The organism is Bacteroides sp., assembly GCF_029057325.1.
Classification (GTDB): Bacteria; Bacteroidota; Bacteroidia; order Bacteroidales; family Bacteroidaceae; genus Bacteroides.
In genome coordinates this window covers 18,062-38,032 of record NZ_JAICZW010000029.1, presented here as the reverse complement: position 1 = coordinate 38,032, position 19,971 = coordinate 18,062, and the positions used below count along the sequence as shown (strand labels likewise).

At 48.8% G+C, this 19,971-nt stretch carries 16 protein-coding genes; 9 read left to right on the top strand and 7 right to left on the bottom strand.

The genetic code is table 11. The annotated features are described in order from the left end of the window. Both K2G43_RS02120 and K2G43_RS02115 read right to left on the bottom strand, forming a co-directional pair. Positions 1-1,692, bottom strand: a 1,692-nt coding sequence (locus tag K2G43_RS02120) for a RagB/SusD family nutrient uptake outer membrane protein (RefSeq protein WP_300152847.1), incomplete at its 3' end; no start/stop codon positions are given. A gap of 26 nt (positions 1,693-1,718) precedes the next feature. Continuing rightward, positions 1,719-4,955, bottom strand: coding sequence for a TonB-dependent receptor (locus tag K2G43_RS02115; protein ID WP_297642239.1), 3,237 nt, complete (start codon positions 4,953-4,955; stop codon positions 1,719-1,721). Between the two features lie 1,088 nt (positions 4,956-6,043). Between K2G43_RS02115 and K2G43_RS02110 the strand changes: the two genes are divergently transcribed. After that, positions 6,044-7,267, top strand: a complete 1,224-nt coding sequence (locus K2G43_RS02110) for a GTP-binding protein (RefSeq protein WP_297642238.1) — start codon at positions 6,044-6,046, stop codon at positions 7,265-7,267. On the opposite strand, the gene nadD is transcribed toward K2G43_RS02110, so the two are convergent. The 3 genes from nadD to K2G43_RS02095 are packed head-to-tail and all read right to left on the bottom strand — an operon-like array spanning position 7,259 to position 9,353. After that, a complete protein-coding gene (gene nadD / locus K2G43_RS02105) occupies positions 7,259-7,831 on the bottom strand; it encodes a nicotinate (nicotinamide) nucleotide adenylyltransferase (protein ID WP_297642237.1) in 573 nt (190 codons plus the stop codon). The two genes, K2G43_RS02110 and nadD, sit on opposite strands and share 9 nt — an antisense overlap. Before the next feature lie 51 nt (positions 7,832-7,882). After that, a complete protein-coding gene (gmk, locus tag K2G43_RS02100; protein ID WP_300152846.1) occupies positions 7,883-8,449 on the bottom strand; it encodes a guanylate kinase in 567 nt (188 codons plus the stop codon). Between the two features lie 25 nt (positions 8,450-8,474). Further along, positions 8,475-9,353, bottom strand: coding sequence for a YicC/YloC family endoribonuclease (locus K2G43_RS02095; RefSeq protein WP_297642235.1), 879 nt, complete (start codon positions 9,351-9,353; stop codon positions 8,475-8,477). 1,012 nt (positions 9,354-10,365) lie between these two features. On the opposite strand from K2G43_RS02095, the gene tsaB reads away from it, so the two are divergent. The 7 genes from tsaB to rseP all read left to right on the top strand — a co-directional run bounded on the left by tsaB (position 10,366) and on the right by rseP (position 17,294). Beyond that, on the top strand, positions 10,366-11,058 hold the full coding sequence (gene tsaB / locus K2G43_RS02090; RefSeq protein ID WP_300152845.1) for a tRNA (adenosine(37)-N6)-threonylcarbamoyltransferase complex dimerization subunit type 1 TsaB: 693 nt from the start codon (positions 10,366-10,368) through the stop codon (positions 11,056-11,058). A 107-nt stretch (positions 11,059-11,165) separates the two neighbouring features. Beyond that, complete coding sequence (locus K2G43_RS02085) at positions 11,166-11,783, top strand: DUF4290 domain-containing protein (protein WP_297642233.1); 618 nt, start codon at positions 11,166-11,168, stop codon at positions 11,781-11,783. 123 nt (positions 11,784-11,906) lie between these two features. Next, a complete protein-coding gene (murA, locus tag K2G43_RS02080; protein WP_297642232.1) occupies positions 11,907-13,211 on the top strand; it encodes a UDP-N-acetylglucosamine 1-carboxyvinyltransferase in 1,305 nt (434 codons plus the stop codon). 47 nt (positions 13,212-13,258) lie between these two features. Continuing rightward, a complete protein-coding gene (gene rimM, locus K2G43_RS02075; RefSeq protein ID WP_297642231.1) occupies positions 13,259-13,798 on the top strand; it encodes a ribosome maturation factor RimM in 540 nt (179 codons plus the stop codon). A 44-nt stretch (positions 13,799-13,842) separates the two neighbouring features. Next, complete coding sequence (locus K2G43_RS02070; RefSeq protein WP_300152844.1) at positions 13,843-14,709, top strand: M23 family metallopeptidase; 867 nt, start codon at positions 13,843-13,845, stop codon at positions 14,707-14,709. 2 nt (positions 14,710-14,711) lie between these two features. Next, complete coding sequence (locus K2G43_RS02065) at positions 14,712-15,866, top strand: 1-deoxy-D-xylulose-5-phosphate reductoisomerase (protein WP_297642229.1); 1,155 nt, start codon at positions 14,712-14,714, stop codon at positions 15,864-15,866. 96 nt (positions 15,867-15,962) lie between these two features. After that, the gene (rseP, locus tag K2G43_RS02060; RefSeq protein WP_300152843.1) at positions 15,963-17,294 is read left to right on the top strand and encodes an RIP metalloprotease RseP; all 1,332 of its coding nucleotides are present in this window, start codon (positions 15,963-15,965) and stop codon (positions 17,292-17,294) included. A 154-nt stretch (positions 17,295-17,448) separates the two neighbouring features. On the opposite strand, the gene K2G43_RS02055 is transcribed toward rseP, so the two are convergent. Beyond that, positions 17,449-18,348 carry a diaminopimelate dehydrogenase gene (locus K2G43_RS02055; protein ID WP_297642375.1) on the bottom strand — a complete coding sequence of 300 codons (900 nt, stop codon included), beginning with the start codon at positions 18,346-18,348 and terminating at the stop codon, positions 17,449-17,451. A gap of 209 nt (positions 18,349-18,557) precedes the next feature. Between K2G43_RS02055 and ruvA the strand changes: the two genes are divergently transcribed. Next, positions 18,558-19,163: a Holliday junction branch migration protein RuvA gene (gene ruvA, locus K2G43_RS02050; RefSeq protein WP_297642377.1), complete on the top strand. Its 606-nt coding sequence runs from the start codon at positions 18,558-18,560 to the stop codon at positions 19,161-19,163. A gap of 11 nt (positions 19,164-19,174) precedes the next feature. Here ruvA and K2G43_RS02045 read toward each other — a convergent pair whose 3' ends face one another. Continuing rightward, positions 19,175-19,804, bottom strand: a complete 630-nt coding sequence (locus tag K2G43_RS02045) for a cytidylate kinase-like family protein (protein WP_297642379.1) — start codon at positions 19,802-19,804, stop codon at positions 19,175-19,177. Positions 19,805-19,971 lie beyond the last annotated feature (167 nt).

The following is a 19,971-nucleotide window of genomic DNA, read 5'->3' as shown; positions in this document are numbered from 1 at the left end:
GTCGAACGAACGCCAACGGATCAAATCCGCGAAACGTTGTCCTTCACTGAAAAGTTCGTTCATACGTTCACGACGAATGTTATACAAGGTTGCATCTACTCTGGTAGTTCCTGAATACACGCCGAAATCCTTTTCTTTCTCAAGGTCGGTAGCGGCAATCGTAGCGTCGATATCTGTGCTCACACCGGCGCGTTTACGCAACGCCTGCCAGTATTTCTTAGCATCAGCATCCAAACTTCCATTCTTTTCATAGCAAGCTTCCATGTAGATCAGCAACGCTTCTGCCGTACGGAAAATGGGGCAAGCATTGGTACCACGTATCTCATCGTTCGGAGTCTGGGCATAGTCATACGTATAATACTTACGCGGCTGGTAGCCTGTGACGCAACGTGTTTCCTGATTGGAGCTCTCGATACCGGGCTTCGTGAACACCTGACCGTATTGAGGAGCAGTAGGATCAGAATCAAGCAGCGTGTTCTCGCTCCAAACAAACAGCTGGAGACGTTCGTCGCGGCCGGCCTTCACATCATCGATGCTGACATCACCCCGATACTCGTTGCTGGCATAAATAGGCAATCCGTTCTTCATCAAGAAAGATTCTGCAAAGGTACGGGTATAACCATCGGCACAACCGGTCTTCACACGATAGGGTGCATTGTGGCTGACGCTCAGGCTATAGTTGTATTGCTTCCACAACAAGACTTCAGGAACATTGGCCAATGAAGGCTGGCTGTACATTTCGAAATACTCGTTCCAACCGGTGATGACACCCGGCTGAGGTTCGATCACGTGGTTGTTTTCAGTGAGTTGCGCGCTTTCTGCTATCTGTTTTGATGCGTTCATGGCTTCTGTCAGGAAGAAGTTCACTTCACCATCAATGTTGAAAGTCTTTCCACTGTTGTAAGGCATATCCTTGCCCGGCCAGTTGTTGTCTCCCGGCACACGTCCGCTTCCCTTGTGATACTTCTCAAAAGTGGCTTCGAACAAGGCTACTCTGGCTTTAAATAACAAAGCTGCCTCTTTGTTGACACGCTGGCCATTGAACTTACCTCGACTTGCCAGGTTATTGATGGCTTCGTCCAAATCTTTCAAGATGAAACGGGCCACTTCATTACGCGGACTACGCTTACTGTTTTCTACGATGACATCATCTCTGTCTTCCAATACTTCGGTAATTATGGGCAAATCACCATAATAGGCCAACATTCGGAAGTAGCACAACGCACGGAAGAAGTAGCCCTCTCCGATATAGTTCTTTATCAGTTCGGCATCGCCGGAAATCGTTCCGTTCTTATAACCGGTGGTTGCCTTCTCCAAGAAATAGTTGTAAATGCGCACTCCTCCGTAGTATCCCTGAAGAGTCTTTCCGGAAGAAACTTCCCAGTGGTCATCGGCGAAGAGCGTGGTGCTACCGTTCAAACTGGACAACATGATATCGGTATTGCCGTCAGAACGTGCCATACCGTCACTATAACTCTGCGTGTGATACATTTCACCACTGTAGGGAGCAACTAGATAGGAACTATAATAATTGTTCAAGTAAGTAGCCAACTGATCGGCAGATGTATAGTATGAGCCAGGTGTAATTTGGCTTATAGGATCAAGATCAAGCAGGTCGTTGCATGAGGTGGTACCCATGGCAGTAGCACCCAGCAAAAGACATAATCCGATGTGTTTTGTATTTATTTTCATATTCTTCTTCTTATTATTATTGTGATTTAAAAACTAAGATTTACACCCACAGAGATGGTACGTTGCAGCGGGTAAGTCTTACCACTTCCCCAACCTTCGTCACCATATCCACCGAATGCTTCGGGATCAAAGATGCTTGACAAACCTGTAATAGTGAACAAGTTGTCGCATGACAGATAAACACGGCAATTGCTGATTCCGGCCGGTAACAGCAGAGACTTCGGCAAAGAGTATCCCAACTGAATATTCTTGCAACGAAGGTAGGCGGCACTCTGCAGATAGCGTGTCTGTGTCTGCTGGTTCTTCGTGATACCACCCATATAAGGTTTGGGATAATAGGCGCCTTTGTTCTCTTCTGTCCAGTAGTCCAGATGCTCCTCGAAGCAAGCACTTTGCCACTGGTTGCCCTGTGCTCCCCAGAAATAAGCATCTCCTGCTCCAAAGTTCCAGTCACGTTTCAACACTCCTTGGAAGAATACAGAGAAGTCAAATCCCTTGTATGCTGCATCCAGGTTCAAACCTACGCGATAGCGCGGAGTCGCATTACCGATACGCTTCAAGTCACCGTGATCTTTCAGAGTGCCTGCACCGGAATTGACAATACCGTCACCGTTCTGGTCCTTATACATGACGTCACCTGCACCCCAGTTGCTTCCCCAGTTGGGTTTATTGTTTGCCAACCAGTTGTCCATTTCTTCTTTGGTGGATGCCAGACCTACACTTTCATAACCCCAGATTTCATTCAAGTACTTGCCATTGTAGTAACCGCCGACATTTTGATTTTCAAAATCACCATCATACGGATAAGACAGGATCTTGGAACGGTTGTCCGAGATATTGAATCGTGCGCCGTATGTGAAGTCATTGATCTGATCGCGCCAGCTGAGTTCCAATTCCCAACCTGTAGTACGCATATCGCAGTTGTTGGTCCTCGGTGCATCAGTACCCAATACAGAACCCAAGACAGGTGCCGGACCAATCATATCTTTCGTTGTACGGCTGTACCAGTCGAAAGTACCGGTCAGACGATTATTGAAAGCTCCGAAATCGAAACCGATGTCCCATGTTTCTACCGTTTCCCAAGTCATGGTAGCATTCACAATGCCGGGCAATGAAGCTGTGTTCTGTTTTTCTCCATTAATCAGCCAGTTGCTGTTTGCGGAGCCGATGGCTTGCTGCTGGTAGAACGGATACCAATCCCAGAAACTGCCATAATTGGAGCTGGTGTTACCCAATTGTCCCCAAGAAGCACGAAGTTTCAATGTATTGACTGTTTCAGTCAGATTCTCAAAGAATTCCTCACGGGCGATGTTCCATCCCAAAGATACTGACGGGAACCATGCCCAACGCTTGTCGGCCAAGAAGCGTGAAGAACCGTCATAACGGATATTGAACTCTGCCAGATACTTGCCGTCATAGTCATAATTGAAACGTCCGAAATAACCGGCTGTAGCACGGTTCCAATAGCCGTCACCATTCTTCTTGTTGCTCTGTGCCTGGCTCAGGAAAGTCTTGTCTTCTGTAGTCAGGTTCTTACCGCTACCCCACATGTTGTCTTGGTTATAGCGCTCATAGTTCACACCCACCAATACTTTTCCGTTGTGTTTTCCGAAGCTGCGAGTATAGTCGGTATAGACATTCACTGCATAATAGTTTTGTCTGTAGCGGTTGTCATACACAGAAGTCACTGTTCCGTATCCGGAGTCACGCAACATCGGTTCGTTGGCCGCATTGTAATTGTAAATAGGAATTTCGCTTTTGGTAGTCTTGTTATTACTAAGACGCAAAGCTCCTTCCGCATAGATGTTCCATCCTTTCACCGGTGTGAAGGTGAACTTCAGCTGTTGAGTGAACTCGTCGTTGTTCTCCTTATAGATACCACCGTCTTCCAATTCATAAATCTCCATTTCGGCCATCCAGTTTCCATTCGGGTCAACAACCGGACAAGAAGGCCAGCGGCGTGCAATGTTGTGGAAGAACAAACCTGTCAGATACTGAGGTTTCTCATAATCCTTGCGTGTCCATTTGGTAGAGTAATCCAAACGTGCCCATGAAGCGAGTTCGGCTCCGATTTTGCTGTTCAATGTGTAACGGTCCAGTTCATCGTGTCCGTGAGCAATCAAACCGTTCTGCAACAGGAAGCTTCCACTAACTGACCAATTGAACTTCTCGTTACCACCGCTCAAGCTCAGGTTATGCTGTGTAGAAGGTACATTCTTCTTGTAGAACTCATTAAACCAGTCCGTATTGGCAAAAGCCGAACCATAGTTGTTCCACTTTCCGTTCGACGGATTGGCTGTTGTTCCCCAATATTCCGGTCGGCTGGGGTCTGTGAATTCGCCGTTCATGTACTTCTTGATGTTCTCCATCGTTTCATCGGTGAATATATTCGAACCTCCTGCGTTAACATTCGCGGCATTGAAGTAAGTGGCAAATTGCAGTGAATTGGCCATCTTAGGCACCTGTGTTGCAGTGCTGAAACGAACGTCACCTGAATAAGTAACCTTCACCTTGCCGGCCTTTCCACTCTTGGTGGTAACCAAGATCACACCGAATGCAGCACGCGAACCGTAGATAGAAGCCGAAGCCGCATCTTTCAGTACTGATACGCTTTCTACATCATTGGGATTCAAGGAATTCAAATCACCTTCGATACCGTCAATCAAGATCAAAGGTCTGTCCACAGAACCGTTACCGATAGAACCTGTACCACGGATATTAATGCTCATGCTGGTGTTAAGGTCACCACCGCTTGAGCTGGCAGAAAGGTTCAAACCGGGAATGGCACCCTGCAATGCCTGGCTCACATTAGCAACAGGACGCGATTCAATCACGTCTGAGTTCACCATGCTCACCGCACCTGTCACATTCACTTTCTTCTGTGTTCCATAGCCCACTACGACTACTTCGTCCAGCAATTTCGAATCGTCCTTCAGGACAATGTTCAATGGAGTTCCCGTCCATTTCACCTCCTGCGTCTGATAGCCGACAAAAGAGATGACAATCACGCTTCCTCTTGGAACATTAGAAAGGGAGAAATCTCCATCTATTCCTGTGATGGTTCCATTTGTAGAACCTTTCACTAACACAGATGCACCGATGACCGTTTCGCCTGTAGCATCCTTTACAACTCCGGTACAAGTACCATTTTGCTGAACCACCTTTACGTCCGCTGTTTTTTCTACTTGAGTGGCGTAAACTGTTCCGTTACAAAAAGTTGACAAGAACAGCAGAGCACCCACGGACTTTAGACTCTTAATCATATTATGTTTTTTAAGGTTTTAGAAAAGCAAAGTTCTCTTAAGATATAAAGTTCCGTTAGAACTTATGGTTTCGATAAACCTTAAATAATAGAAGACGATATTCTTTTAAAAATCAGCATATTACCGCTTTTCAATGAGGCTATACTCATGCGGCAGGTTTCCGGTAATTCTACGACAACAATCTAAATTTTAAGTATTTTATTGGAATCGTAATAAAAATTGGGTGCTTTGTTTGCCATTCATAATGTTTTTTATATATTTGCTGCCGAAATTTAAAATTTATTGAAATGCATAAGTTCTAACGGAACTTAGCGCATTTCTCAATCATCCCTAATTATCAGGATATTAAATATTATCTATTGGGTGGTTGTAGAAAAAGGGTAGATACTTCACGCAAAAGATATGACTCATCCGGAATCGGTAGTGACAACCGAACTGAAAACCCAATAAGCCTATAACCCTTTTTGGTGAGTGTCGGTCAGTTTTACAGGGACATCTGCAGGAACATCAGACATGTTGAGCCGCTTTCGTACCCATTTCCGAAAGATACCACTCTTTCTGGAAAAATCAAATTGCAATATCATCTTAATTTTACCACCAAACATGCGCAGTACTGCAAGATTCATGAATTTGAATCCATGGGTGGATTGGGGTAACCAAACGCTTGACTGCTTTGACAATCTCCCGAAGGAAATGCAAGATGCATATTCTTTTGTTCTTGAACACAAGGAGCTATTGGTTGAATTGAAGATTGCTGTCAATGCTGTTGAATACATACAGTGCATCCCTGATAACCATAAGGCCAAAATCCCTGCCCCAATATATGGTATTCATCTATACAATCTACAATGTGGAGAGGAATAAAAGGAATTCCCACAAAAACGATTATCGCCCACGCTCGGAATGATAATCGTCACAAAGATAGAGAAGACAAAGAAATAAAGTAAATGGAAAAGACCTTTTTTAATCGAAGTTCGTTCAATTTATGCCAGAAAGCCGTAACTTCGCACTCAAAAAAGAATAAAGCATTTGCGAAAAAAACGAATACACATGTTATACCTATTAGATATAGATTTAAAAGAAAGATTATGAACGCATTAGAAATCCCCGTCCTCCTCCTGACCGGCTACCTCGGTAGCGGCAAAACCACCTTGGTGAACCACATCCTCTCCAACGAACGAGGCATCAAGTTTGCCGTCATCGTCAACGACATAGGAGAGGTGAACATCGATGCGGACCTCATACAGAAAGGGGGCGTCGTGGGCAAGAAGGACGAAAGCCTCGTTGCGCTGCAAAACGGCTGCATCTGCTGCACGCTGAGGACAGACCTGATAGAACAGATATTCGAAATCATGAAAATGCAACGCTTCGACTATATCGTCATCGAAGCAAGCGGCATCTGCGAACCGGAACCCATCGCACAGACCATCTGCTCCATCCCAAGCATGGGAGGCGCCTACACCAAATACGGCATCTGCCACCTGGACTGCATCACGACCGTGGTCGATGCGCTGCGCCTGCAAAGCGAGTTTGCCTGCGGCGACAACCTGACCCGAAAAGGCATCGATGAGGAGGACATCGAAAACCTCATCATACAGCAGATTGAGTTCTGCAACATCATCCTGCTGAACAAAGCCGACGAAGTGGAACCGGAAGAACTGGAACGCATCAAGCAGATTCTCCGCACACTGCAACCCGGCGCCGAAATCATAACATGCAACTACGCTGACGTGGATTTGGAAAAGCTCCTCCGCACCAACCTCTTCAACTTTGAACGCGCCGCCACCTCCGCCGGATGGATTCGGGGCATCGAAAGGCAAGTCACCGAAGAGGAAGAGAGGGAAGCGCACCACCCCCATCACCATGAAGGGGAGCACCCGCATCACGAAGAGCATCACGAACATCACCACCATCACCATCACCACCACGAAGGCGGAGAGGTGGAGGAATATGGCATCGGCACCTTCGTCTATTACCGCCGTGCGGCATTCGACATACACAAGTTCGACTATTTTGTCGCCTCCAAATGGCCGAAGAACATCATCCGTGCCAAAGGCGTGTGCTACTTCAGCCACAACCGCGACATGTCCTTCCTCTTTGAACAGGCAGGCGTACAAAAAAAGATAACCGAAGCAGGATTGTGGTATGCCACCGCTCCCGAAGAAGACCTCATCCAACTGATGCGACAAGAGCCGGGACTGCTTCGCGACTGGGACGAAAAGTATGGCGACCGCATGATAAAGATTGTATTCATCGGTCAGCATATAGACAAAGAAGCGCTTATTAAGGAGCTTGACAAGTGCTTAGAGTAAACTGCAACGTTTTTTCCATTCTTCATACACCGCCGGATGGAGGAAATAGCGGATATCTTTCCCCTCCTCCATCGCCCGGCGGATAAAAGTGGAACTAATCTCAAAGATCGGCGAATCGACCAGCCTGACACGAGGCGGCAAAGCGTCCGCCTCCACCGGATAGCCGGGACGAGGATAGACCAGCAGACGGTTTTCTGCCAAAATGCGCTCCGACTGATGCCAGCGAGAGAAGAGCGCCCAATTGTCCGAACCGATGATAAGATGGAAAATATGCCGGGGATAGGCACGCTTCAGCGCGTCCAGCGTATGGACGGTATAAGAAGGACGGGGCAGGTGGAATTCAAAATCGGAAGCCCTGAACTTCGGATAGCCCGCCACGGCAAGCTGCACCAGCTTCAAGCGCAACTTGTCGTCCATCAGCCCGCCCTCCTCCTTCAGCGGATTGTGGGGAGAGACAAGGAACCACACTTCATCCAGCCCCTCGTATTCACAAAGATAATTGGCGAGAGCCAGATGCCCGATGTGTATCGGATTGAACGAACCGCTGAAAATACCTATATTCACTTTGGTAATGGAGAATTGAGAATTGAAAATTGAGAAATACTGAGACTGAAATCAGTCTTCTTTCAAGAAACCAGCGATTACTTTCAACGCTTCCGCTTTTGCCGTCTCCAAGTCATCGTTCACAATGACTTTGTCGAACTTCGACGCAAAGCCCAGTTCGTATTCGGCTTTCGCCACGCGGCTCTCTATCACCTCGGGAGCGTCCGTTCCGCGACCTACCAACCGCTTGCGCAACTCTTCCACCGAAGGGGGCTGGATGAATACCGACAAGGCGCGTTCACCATAGAACTTCTTGATGTTGCAACCGCCCACCACATCGACATCAAACACCACGTTCTGCCCGGCGGCGAGCTGCTTCTCCACCTGCGCTTTCAACGTTCCGTAGAAGCGGTCCTGATACACCTCTTCATACTCCAGAAACTCGTCATTGGCTATACGCCGCCGAAACTCTTCGGGAGACAAAAAGAAGTATTCCACTCCATCCTTTTCCGTGCCACGGGGCGGACGGCTGGTGGCAGAGACAGAAAAGGCAAGATTCAAATGCTGAGTCAGCAGATAGTTGATAATCGTTGACTTGCCGGAGCCCGAAGGGGCTGAAAAGATGATAAGTTTACCCATGTTTTTTCTATTTTAATAAGGAACATTACATCACATTGAGCACCTGTTCTTTAATCTGCTCCAACTCGTCCTTCATCTGAACGACAATTTTCTGCATTTCGGCATGATTGGACTTACTGCCCAGCGTGTTGATTTCACGCCCCATCTCCTGAGCGATGAATCCCAGCTTCTTGCCTTGTCCACTTCCGGTCTCCAGCGTGCTGACGAAATACTTCAGATGGTTGCCGAGGCGCTGTTTCTCTTCATTCACATCCAGCTTCTCGATGTAGTAGATAAGTTCTTGTTCCAAGCGGTTCTTGTCGTAGTCCACGCCCAGCTTTTTTTCCAGCGCATCGATGATACGCTCCTTTATCTTGGCTACCCGTTCCTTCTCGTAAGGCTCGATGCTCTCAAGCAGGTGTGCGATGTTGGCAATCTTCTCGCGGAATTTCTTCTCAAGCGCGGCACCTTCCTGTTTGCGAAACTCCACCAAAGCGTCAGCCGCCGTTTCTACAGCCGTATAAGCCACAGCCCACTCTTCCTCGCTCAGTTCCTGCGTCTCGTTTTTGGTCATCACGTCCGGCATGCGAAGCAACGTGGCAAACCAATCTTCAGGTACGGGAATGCCAAGATTCTGAGATATGGCGCTAATCTGCTTATAATATCCTTCTACCAGCCCCTGATTGATGGGGGTAGCGCTCTCCACACCCTCTTTTTTCTCTATCCAAAGGCTGAAATCCACCTTTCCCCGTTCCAGTTTCCGGGATAGCTCATTGCGGATTTCCATCTCCTTCTCCCGATAAAGCGGAGCGATGCGGGTGGACAAATCCATCGCTTTGCTGTTAAGCGACTTTATTTCGACGTTGATTTTCTTATCAGGCAATTCGACAGTTGCTTTGCCATAGCCTGTCATAGATTGTATCATATTGTTATAGTTTTGCGCAAAGATACGCATTCCCAATGATTATTTTTGCGTAAATACCAATAAATCTTTGGTTACAGGCACGGTCTTTCCATTGAAAAAAGGTAACTATTCACCTACTATGGCATGTATAACGTATTCATTTTCAATGTAAGGATGCACCCTGGTGCATCCGAAATACCGGCCGACAGCATGCAAATGAGCGGCTGCACCAAGGTATAGCCCTATAAACTATTGAATCCCAATCAGGTAAACAGCAGAACAGGTACGAAAAGAGTTAGAGAAGCCAAAAGGAACTATCAGCCGACAAGCCGGCTTAGAAGTTAAAACCAATACTCCCGTAATGGTATCATGTACAAGCGTATCGATTTTAACTCCTGTAACTCCTAACGAAGTGATAACTCCTGCAAATGAGGCAAACGTTGCCCCTCTCAAAATGTAAAATATTTTTCCATTTCTTTCTCACAGCCGGCACATCCCGGTGAAAAAAACTCCTTCCTTTTTTCTCCTATCTCCTCCCTATACGCTCCCTGTCTTACCCCTACCAGCGCCTATTCGGCTTCGGACGTTCTTCGGACAAACTCCACTCCCTAGGACCGAAGAATGTCCGAAGAACGTCCGAAGAAACACCGAAGAAACCATGGAGCGGACAGGGTGCGGACAGGAGGAACAGAAAGTAACGGGCTTTTCGGGCTGTAGATTTTCCGTGTAAATATTTATAAATATCAAAACGCGATTCCTTCATTCAAATACAAAAGTCATAGGCAACAGGAAGGTGTGCCGGGACAGACAGCCGCCTATCTTTCTGCTTCCTTCCCCTATCTGCCCCTACCCGCTCCCTACCTGCTCCCTACCTGCTCCTTGTATGTTCCTTCTCCATAGACAGGGAGAAAATGAGGGGAAGACAGGGGAAAAGAAAAAGAATTGTCGGGATAAGACAGAAAGAGGCAAGAGGATTCATTTGTGTATCTGAAAATAATCACGTAAATTTGCCACAAAATCAAGAACAAAAACTATGTCATGTATCTTACATATTGAGACGTCCACCTCCGCCTGCTCCGTAGCCGTGAGCGACGAGGGGCAGAACGTTTTCAAGAAAGAGGACTTGAACGGTCCCTCGCACGCCGTATCGTTGGGAGTCTTTGTGGACGAGGCGCTCTCATTCGCCGACAGCCACGCCATGCCGTTGGATGCGGTCGCCGTGAGTTGCGGACCGGGTTCATACACCGGACTGCGCATCGGTGTCTCCATGGCAAAAGGTGTCTGCTACGGACGCAACGTGCCCCTCATCGGCCTGCCGACCTTGAAAGTGCAATGCGTACCGGTATTGCTCTATCACGACGAACTGCCCGACGACGCGTTGCTCTGCCCCATGATAGATGCCCGCCGCATGGAAGTGTATGCCGCCGTTTACGACCGTGCGCTGCGCCCTGTGCGCGACATTGCCGCCGACATTGTGGACGAGCATTCCTATCTGGAATTTCTGGAGAAGCAGCCCGTCTATTTTTTTGGCGACGGTGCCGCCAAATGCAAAGAGAAAATCACGCACCCCAACGCACATTTCATTGACGGCATCCGCCCGCTGGCAAGCATGATGATGCCGCTGGCAGAGAAAGCCATCTCCGAGAACGACTTCAAGGATGTCGCCTACTTTGAACCGTTCTACCTGAAAGAGTTCGTGGCAGGAAAACCCAAAAAACTATTATAATGAAGAATGAAGGACTAAGAAGGAAGAATCAGCATACGGCATACAAACATGGCCAACAATGTGTTTTTCATTCTTCATTCTTCATTTTTAATTCTTAACTTAGATATATGCAGTATAATACCCAACAAAAGCGAATGCCTCTGCCCGAATACGGCCGTAGCATCCAGAACATGGTAGATCACGCACTCACCATTGAAGACCGTGCGGAACGTCAACGTTGCGCCAATACGATTATCAATATCATGGGAGGCATGTTCCCGCACTTGCGCGACGTACCCGACTTCAAGCACAAACTGTGGGACCACCTCGCCATCATGGCCGACTTCAAACTGGATATCGACTATCCCTACGAAATCATACGCAAGGACAATTTGGATACCAAACCGGGAAACGTCCCCTACCCCAATACCAAAATCCGGTACCGCCACTACGGTCGCACGCTGGAAGTGCTGATAAAGAAGGCTATCGAGTTTCCCGAGGGAGACGAAAAGCAAAATTTAGTGGCCCTTATCTGCAACCACATGAAGAAAGACTACATGTCGTGGAACAAAGATACGGTAGATGACCGCAAGATAGCCGACGACCTTGCCGAATTGTCGGACGGGAAGCTGCAACTGACCGACAGCCTCCTCCGCCTCATGGCAGAACGGATAGCACTCAACTATCGCCCAAAAGTAAACCAAAACAACCGGAACTACAACCGGAACAACAAACGAAAGTACTGAAGATTTATGATTTATGCTGGGCGACTGAGAAATTTATGATTTATGCTGGGCGTAACGCTATCTGAAATCATAAATCTAAAATCATAAATCTGAAATTTGAAATCATAAATCCAAACCCTTTCCATGGCATCATTTATAATCGAAGGAGGACACAGGCTCTGCGGCGACATCCATCCCCAGGGAGCGAAGAACGAGGTTCTGCAGATAATCTGTGCCACGCTGCTCACAGCCGACAAAGTAACCGTACACAACATACCGGACATACTGGACGTCAACAATCTCATCCAGTTGATGCGCGACATGGGTGTCAGCGTATCGAAGGAAGGCATAGACACATATAGTTTCCAAGCCGCCAACATCGACTTCGCCTATCTGGGAAGCGACGAGTTTCTGAAAAGATGTTCCAGCCTCCGTGGTTCTGTCATGCTGGTAGGCCCTATGCTGGCACGCTTCGGCAAAGCGATGATTTCCAAACCGGGAGGAGACAAGATAGGCCGCCGCCGTCTGGACACCCACTTCATCGGCATCCAACGATTGGGCGCCAACTTCGCCTACAACGAAGAGCGGGAAGTTTACGAGATATCAGCGGAACAGCTCCACGGCACCTATATGTTGCTGGACGAAGCGTCGGTAACGGGAACCGCCAACATCGTGATGGCAGCGGTTTTGGCCAAAGGAAAAACAACCATCTACAATGCGGCTTGCGAACCCTACGTACAACAGTTATGCCGGATGCTGAACCGGATGGGAGCCAAGATAGAAGGCATCGCCTCCAACCTCCTCACCATCGAAGGGGTAAACGAACTGCACGGCGCCGACCATACCATTCTGCCCGACATGATTGAAGTGGGCAGTTTCATCGGTATGGCAGCCATGACACAAAGTGAGCTGACCATCAAGAACGTCTCATACGAAAACTTAGGCATCATTCCCGACAGCTTCCGACGCCTCGGCATCCAAATGGAACAACGGGGAGACGATATCTACGTACCCGCGCAAGAGAGGTATCAGATAGAATCCTTTATCGACGGTTCCATCATGACCATTGCCGATGCGCCCTGGCCCGGACTCACACCGGACTTGCTCAGCGTGCTGCTGGTGGTTGCCACGCAAGCCAAAGGGAGCGTGCTCATCCATCAAAAGATGTTCGAAAGCCGCCTGTTCTTTGTGGACAAGCTGATAGACATGGGAGCACAAATCATTCTCTGCGACCCGCACCGTGCTGTCGTCATCGGACACAACCACGGCTTCAAATTGCGAGGCGGCAACATGACTTCGCCCGACATCCGTGCCGGTATCGCCCTGCTGATAGCTGCCATGAGCGCCGACGGCATCAGCCGCATCCACAACATCGAACAGATAGACCGCGGATATCAGAACATTGAAGGACGACTGAATGCTTTGGGAGCGAGGATTACGAGAATATGAGAATGTGAGGATATGCAAATATGCTAATGTAATAATCGGACTGAGCGATGATTAAAAAAGAAGAAGTATATAAGATAGGTGTATTCAATAAACCTCATGGAATCCATGGGGAACTATCGTTCACTTTCACGGACGACATCTTCGACCGGGTGGAAGCGGAATACCTTGTCTGTCTGTTGGATGGCATTTTGGTACCCTTCTTCTTAGAAGAGTATCGTTTCCGTTCGGACACGACCGCCCTCGTCAAACTGGAAGGAGTGGACACGGCGGAACGCGCCCGCATGTTTACCAACGTCGAAGTCTATTTCCCCATCAAGCATGTGGAAGAGGCCGAAGTAGAGGAATTGAGTTGGAGTTTCTTTGTCGGTTTCCGTGTGGAAGAAGTACATCACGGCAAATTGGGGGAGATTACGGATGTGGATACGTCCACCATCAACACCCTGTTCATAATAGATTATAACGGAGAAGAGTTGCTGATTCCCGCCCAAGAAGAGTTTATCGTGGACATTGACCAAAAACACAAAGTCATCACCATGGATCTACCGAAAGGACTGTTGGCATTGGAAGAGACGGAAGAATTCAATTGAGAAAATCTAAAAAAGAACATTGCTAAATTTAGGAGAGAAAGCAATTGGAGAAAAAGAAGAAAAAAAGGAACAAGGCTTTTTGGAACAACATCAAGTTCAAATATAAGCTGACCATCATCAACGAGAATACGCTTGAAGAGGTGGTGGGACTACGCGTATCCAAACTGAACGGAATATCCGTATTGCTTTCTGTACTGACCGTTCTGTTCCTGATAGCCTCCCTCATCATCGCCTTCACCCCCTTGCGCAACTACCTGCCCGGCTACATGAACAGCGAGGTACGCGCCCAGGTGGTGGAAAACGCCCTGCGTGTGGACTCACTCCAGCAATTGGTGGATAGACAGCAGCTTTACATCATGAACATCCAGGACATCTTCCAAGGCAAGGTAAAGGCGGATACCGTGCACTCCATCGACTCGCTGACCAACATCCGCGAAGACTCACTCATGGAACGGACACAGCGGGAGACCGAATTCCGCAAACAATATGAGGAGACGGAAAAATACAACCTGACAAGCATCACCGCCCGTCCCGATACGGATGGATTGATTTTCTACCGACCGACCAACGGCATGATTTCGGGCACCTTCAATGTCGAAAGAAAACATTTTGGTACCGATATCGCCGCCAATTCGGGTGAAAGCGTGGTGGCAACCCTGGACGGCACCGTTATACTGAGTACTTATACAGCCGAAACAGGCTATCTGATAGAGATACAACACAGCCAAGACTTCGTATCTGTTTACAAGCATTGCGGCTCACTGCTGAAACAGGAGGGAGATGCCGTAAAGGGAGGCGAAGCCATCGCATTAGTAGGAAACACCGGGCAATTGACTACCGGGCCACATCTCCACTTCGAGTTGTGGCATAGAGGAAGAGCCATCAACCCGGAACTATATATCGTATTTTAATTATGAAAAAACAAATAGCCATACTTGGATCTACCGGTTCCATCGGTACACAGGCACTGCAAGTCATCGAAGAGCATCCCGACCAATACGAAGCATACGTATTGACCGCCAACAACCGGGTGGAAGAACTTATAGCCCAGGCACGAAAATTCAAGCCTGAGGCAGTGGTGATAGCCAACGAATCGAAATACCCGCAACTGAAAGAAGCGCTTGCCGACCTGCCCATCAAGGTATATGCCGGCGAAGAGGCACTTTGCCAGATTGTGAGCGAAAAACCTATCGACATCGTATTGACCGCCATGGTGGGCTACGCCGGACTGAAACCGACCATGAACGCCATCCGTGCCCGCAAAACGATAGCCCTTGCCAACAAAGAGACATTGGTAGTGGCAGGAGAACTCATCAATGAACTGGCACGCCTCAACGGTGTACCCATCCTGCCCGTCGATTCCGAACACTCCGCCGTATTCCAATGCCTGACCGGAGAGATAGGCAACGCGATAGAGAAAGTGATACTGACCGCCTCCGGAGGCCCGTTCCGCACCTGTACGATGGAGCAACTGGCAACCGTCACCAAAGCGCAAGCATTGAAGCACCCCAACTGGGAGATGGGAGCCAAAATCACCATCGACTCTGCCTCGATGATGAACAAAGGATTCGAGGTCATCGAAGCCAAATGGCTGTTCGGCGTGCGCCCCGACCAGATAGAAGTGGTGGTGCATCCGCAATCCATCATCCATTCCATGGTGCAATTTGAGGACGGTGCCGTGAAAGCGCAATTAGGCATGCCGGATATGCGCTTGCCCATCCAGTATGCCTTCTCCTATCCCGACCGACTATCCTCTTCTTTCCCCCGCTTGGACTTCAAGCTGTGCACGGAACTGACGTTCGAGCAGCCGGACACCACCCGCTTCCGCAACCTGGCACTGGCCTACGAAGCGCTGCACCGTGCCGGCAATATGCCCTGCATCGTCAATGCGGCCAATGAAGTGGTGGTCGCCGCCTTCCTGCAAGACAAAATTTCATTCCTCGGTATGAGCGACGTCATAGAGAAAACCATGGCACGCGTATCTTTCATACAGAAGCCCACTTACGATGACTATGTCGCCACCGATGCAGAAGCCAGAAGGATAGCGATGGAAACTTTAAGATTTTAGATTTCAGATTTATGACCTGACTTGCGAGACATTGCCAAGCATATCAATCATAAATCTGAAATTATAATTCATAAATTATAAAACATAACTCTGAAAATGGAAACATTCTTAATTCGTACCCTGCAACTCGTTATGAGCCTTTCGTTGCTCGTTATCATTCATGAGGGGGGACACTTTCTTTTTGCACGTCTGTTCAAGACACGGGTAGAAAAGTTCTGTCTGTTCTTTGACCCGTGGTTCACTTTATTCAAGTTCAAGCCTAAAAACAGTGAAACGGAATACGGCATCGGCTGGTTGCCTTTGGGCGGCTACGTGAAAATTGCCGGTATGATAGACGAATCCATGGACCTGGAACAGATGAAACAGCCCATGCAACCGTGGGAATTCCGTGCCAAACCGGCCTGGCAACGTCTGCTGATTATGGTGGGCGGCGTGTTGTTCAACTTCCTGCTCGCCTTGTTCATCTACTCCATGATATTGTTCAAATGGGGCGATGAATACATCCCCGTACAGCAAGTGCCGTTGGGCATGGACTTCAACGAAACGGCCAAGGCGATTGGCTTTCAAGACGGCGATATCCTGCTGTCTGCCGACGGAGTGCCGTTCGAACGTTACGATGGAGACCTGCTGACCAGCATAGTCGATGCCCGTCAGGTGAGCGTGCTCCGTGACGGGAAGCCCGCATCCGTCTATATTCCCGAAGACATGATGAACCGCCTGCTGGCAGACAGCGTACGCTTCGCCAGTTTCCGTTTCCCGTTTGTCATCGACAGTGTATCTGCCGGACGCCCCGCCGCTGTGGCAGGTCTGCAAGCGGGCGACAGCATCACCCACCTGGATAGTAAGAAAATCGCCTATTTCGATTTTAAAGAAGAGATGCTGAAACGCCAGAAAGCCGATGCCTCCCATGAAATCGTGTTAACCTACGTCCGCAACGGCATGACAGATACCCTCAGCCTGACAACCGATGCCAATTATGAGATCGGTATAATGGCACGCACCGCCACTGACAAGCTGCTGCCCGTTGTCCGTAAGGAGTATAACTTCTTCTCCTCCTTCCCCGCCGGCATCGCTTTGGGAGTAAATACCTTGAAAGGATATGTAGGACAGATGAAATACCTCTTCTCCAAAGAGGGAGCCAAGCAGCTCGGAGGTTTCGGCACCATCGGCAGCATCTTCCCTGCTACTTGGGACTGGCACCAGTTCTGGTACATGACGGCCTTCCTCTCCATCATCCTGGCCTTTATGAACATCCTGCCCATCCCTGCACTGGACGGCGGACACGTCCTGTTCCTGATGTACGAAATCATAGCACGCCGCAAGCCCAGCGACAAGTTCATGGAGCATGCGCAGATGGTGGGCATGTTCCTTTTGTTCGGTCTGCTATTGTGGGCGAACTTTAACGATATATTGCGGTTTCTCTTCTAAAAAGAGAATCTGACTTCTTATAGCAAAAGCCCTCACCCATTGCCGGAAATACGATAATTGGTATTCCGGCAGTGAGTGAGGGCTTTGTTTATGGACGAATGGCGTCGTTATACCCAAGAGTATCGGCTCTAATACCTTTAACTCTTGTATCCTTTTATACCAGATGTCCGATCCACTCCTCGCGGTCGCCCGGCAAAAGGTCGATGACCGGAATCTCCACCATCGTATAGCAACCGGGCTGCTGACGCATGGAAGCACGAGCCACGCATACCAGCACCTGTGCCGTAAGGGCGGGGTTGTTGATGCGCATGTTGAACTCAAAGAGCTGGTTCTGCGTCTTGCCGGACACACCCTTGCGGGTCAGGTTCACGCCATGCCCCATATCAAGGAGTGCGTCCACACTTGAAACAAGCTTGACGTGCGTCTCATCATTCACGAAATAGGGGTCGGCCTTGATGGCGGCTGCCACCTTATCAAAATCGTAGCCTTCCTTCAGTTCTATATACACCATGCGGCGGTGAATGCCGGTTCCCGTGGGGATGGTCATGGAGAGGGCGGCCTTCACTCCTTCCACAGCTTTCACGGCTACGGTGTGTCCCATGCTCATGCCCGGGCCGAAGTTGGTATAGGTAATGCCTTTCGGGGCGATGGCTTCGAGCAGGGTGCGTACAATGGAGTCGCTTCCCGGATCCCATCCGGCAGAAATGATGGAGACGGAGTTGTGGGCTTTCGCTTCCGCATCCAGCGTACGGCGCAAGTCCGTGATGCCTGTATGGATGTCGAAGCTATCCACTGTGTGGATGCCCAAGGCAAGGATTTCTTTGGCATACTCCTCTACCTTGCGGGTAGGCGTACAGAGAATGGCGACATCCACATCCTCCAACTCCTTGACACTCTTCACAACGGGATATTTCTTCAGTTCCTCCGGACAGTTTTCTGCTCCGGAACGACGCACTACACCGGCCACTTCAAAGTCGGAAGCCGCTTGCAGGGCTTCGAGCACATAGTGCCCGATATTGCCATAACCAACGATGGCTGCTCTTACTTTTTTCATTCTTTTTATAGTTTTAGTTATCAGTTTTCCACTTTATCGGTGCAAAAGTAAGCATTTTCATTTATTCCACAGACAGAAGCAAGGCAAAACTTCCTGCCCTTTTACACAGTTTTTCTTTTTTTAGTGCCTGAAAGTTCAAGAATAATCCCTACATTCGCAGGCAATATGCATGCAAAACGCACTTCAAACCCAATAAGCAACCTGAAATTATGATAGAATACATCAAAGGCGAAATAGCCGAACTGACTCCCGCCACCGCCGTAGTGGACTGCAACGGATTGGGATATGGCATCAGCATCTCCCTGAACACGTATGCCGCCATCCAGGGCAAGAAAGAGTGCAAACTCTACATCTACGAAGCCATCCGCGAAGACGCTTACGTCCTCTATGGCTTTGCCGACAAGCAGGAGCGCGAACTCTTCCTGCTGCTCATCTCCGTATCGGGCATCGGCGGAAACACGGCCCGCATGATTCTGTCGGCACTATCGCCATCGGAACTGACAAACGTCATCAGCACAGAGAATGCCCATCTGCTGAAAACCGTCAAAGGAATCGGGCTGAAGACCGCCCAACGGATAATTGTGGACCTGAAAGACAAGATAAAGACCGGCGCGGTTGCAACCGACAGCGCAGGAGGCACCGGCATAGCGACACTGAACGCCGCCAATGCACAAGTACAGGAAGAAGCGATAGCCGCCCTGACCATGCTTGGATTTGCGCAAGCCCCTTCACAGAAGGTGGTGCTCGCCATCTTGAAAGAAGACCCAAGCACGCCGGTGGAACAGGTCATCAAGCTGGCACTGAAAAGATTGTAACGGCTCCCTTCTCAGATTCCCAGCTTTCTTTTCGCAAACTCCTCTACAAAGTCCACCGTAGCATCGATGCCCAGCACGGAAGAGTCGATGCACAGGTGGTATGTCTCGGCAGCTCCCCACTTCTTGTAGCTGTAATAATTGTAGTATTCGGCGCGTTTCTTATCTGCCTTGTTCATCATTTCCTCTGCCACGTGTTCGGAAATGGAATGAATCTGGCAGAGGCGCCTGATGCGTTCTTCATTGGAACAGGAGATGAACACATTGACACAACGAGGATTATCGCGCAAGATATAATCGGCACAGCGGCCCACGAACAGACAAGATTTCTCTTCCGCCAGCTTGCGTATCACGTCGCTCTGCACCTTGAACAGGGCATCGTTGCTCAAGCAGTTTGTGACAGGAATGGCACCGTCGCCGACAAAGGGAAAACGCATGCCAAGCAGCCCGCCGATGATGCCTTGAGAAGCCTTCTCGTCGGCCCTTTCAAAAAACTCGCAGCAGAGGCCGCTCTCTTCGGAAGCCAGTTGAATCAGCTCCTTGTCATAAAAGCCAATTCCCATACGAGTTGCCAGTTTCTCGCCTATCTCCCGTCCGCCACTGCCTAACTGACGGCCTATATTGATTATAAAATTACCGTTCATACCGATACTTCTTTATAGTGATTCTACATATTGCAAATGTAACACATTTGTCAGGTTCTGCAAAAAAAATGCTGAAAATCTCAAAGGGCATCTCACCCAAAGAGGCAAAGGTATTCCACCTCCCCTGTCGGATATTAAATCTGATTCATCACTTTTGCGGCAAACAC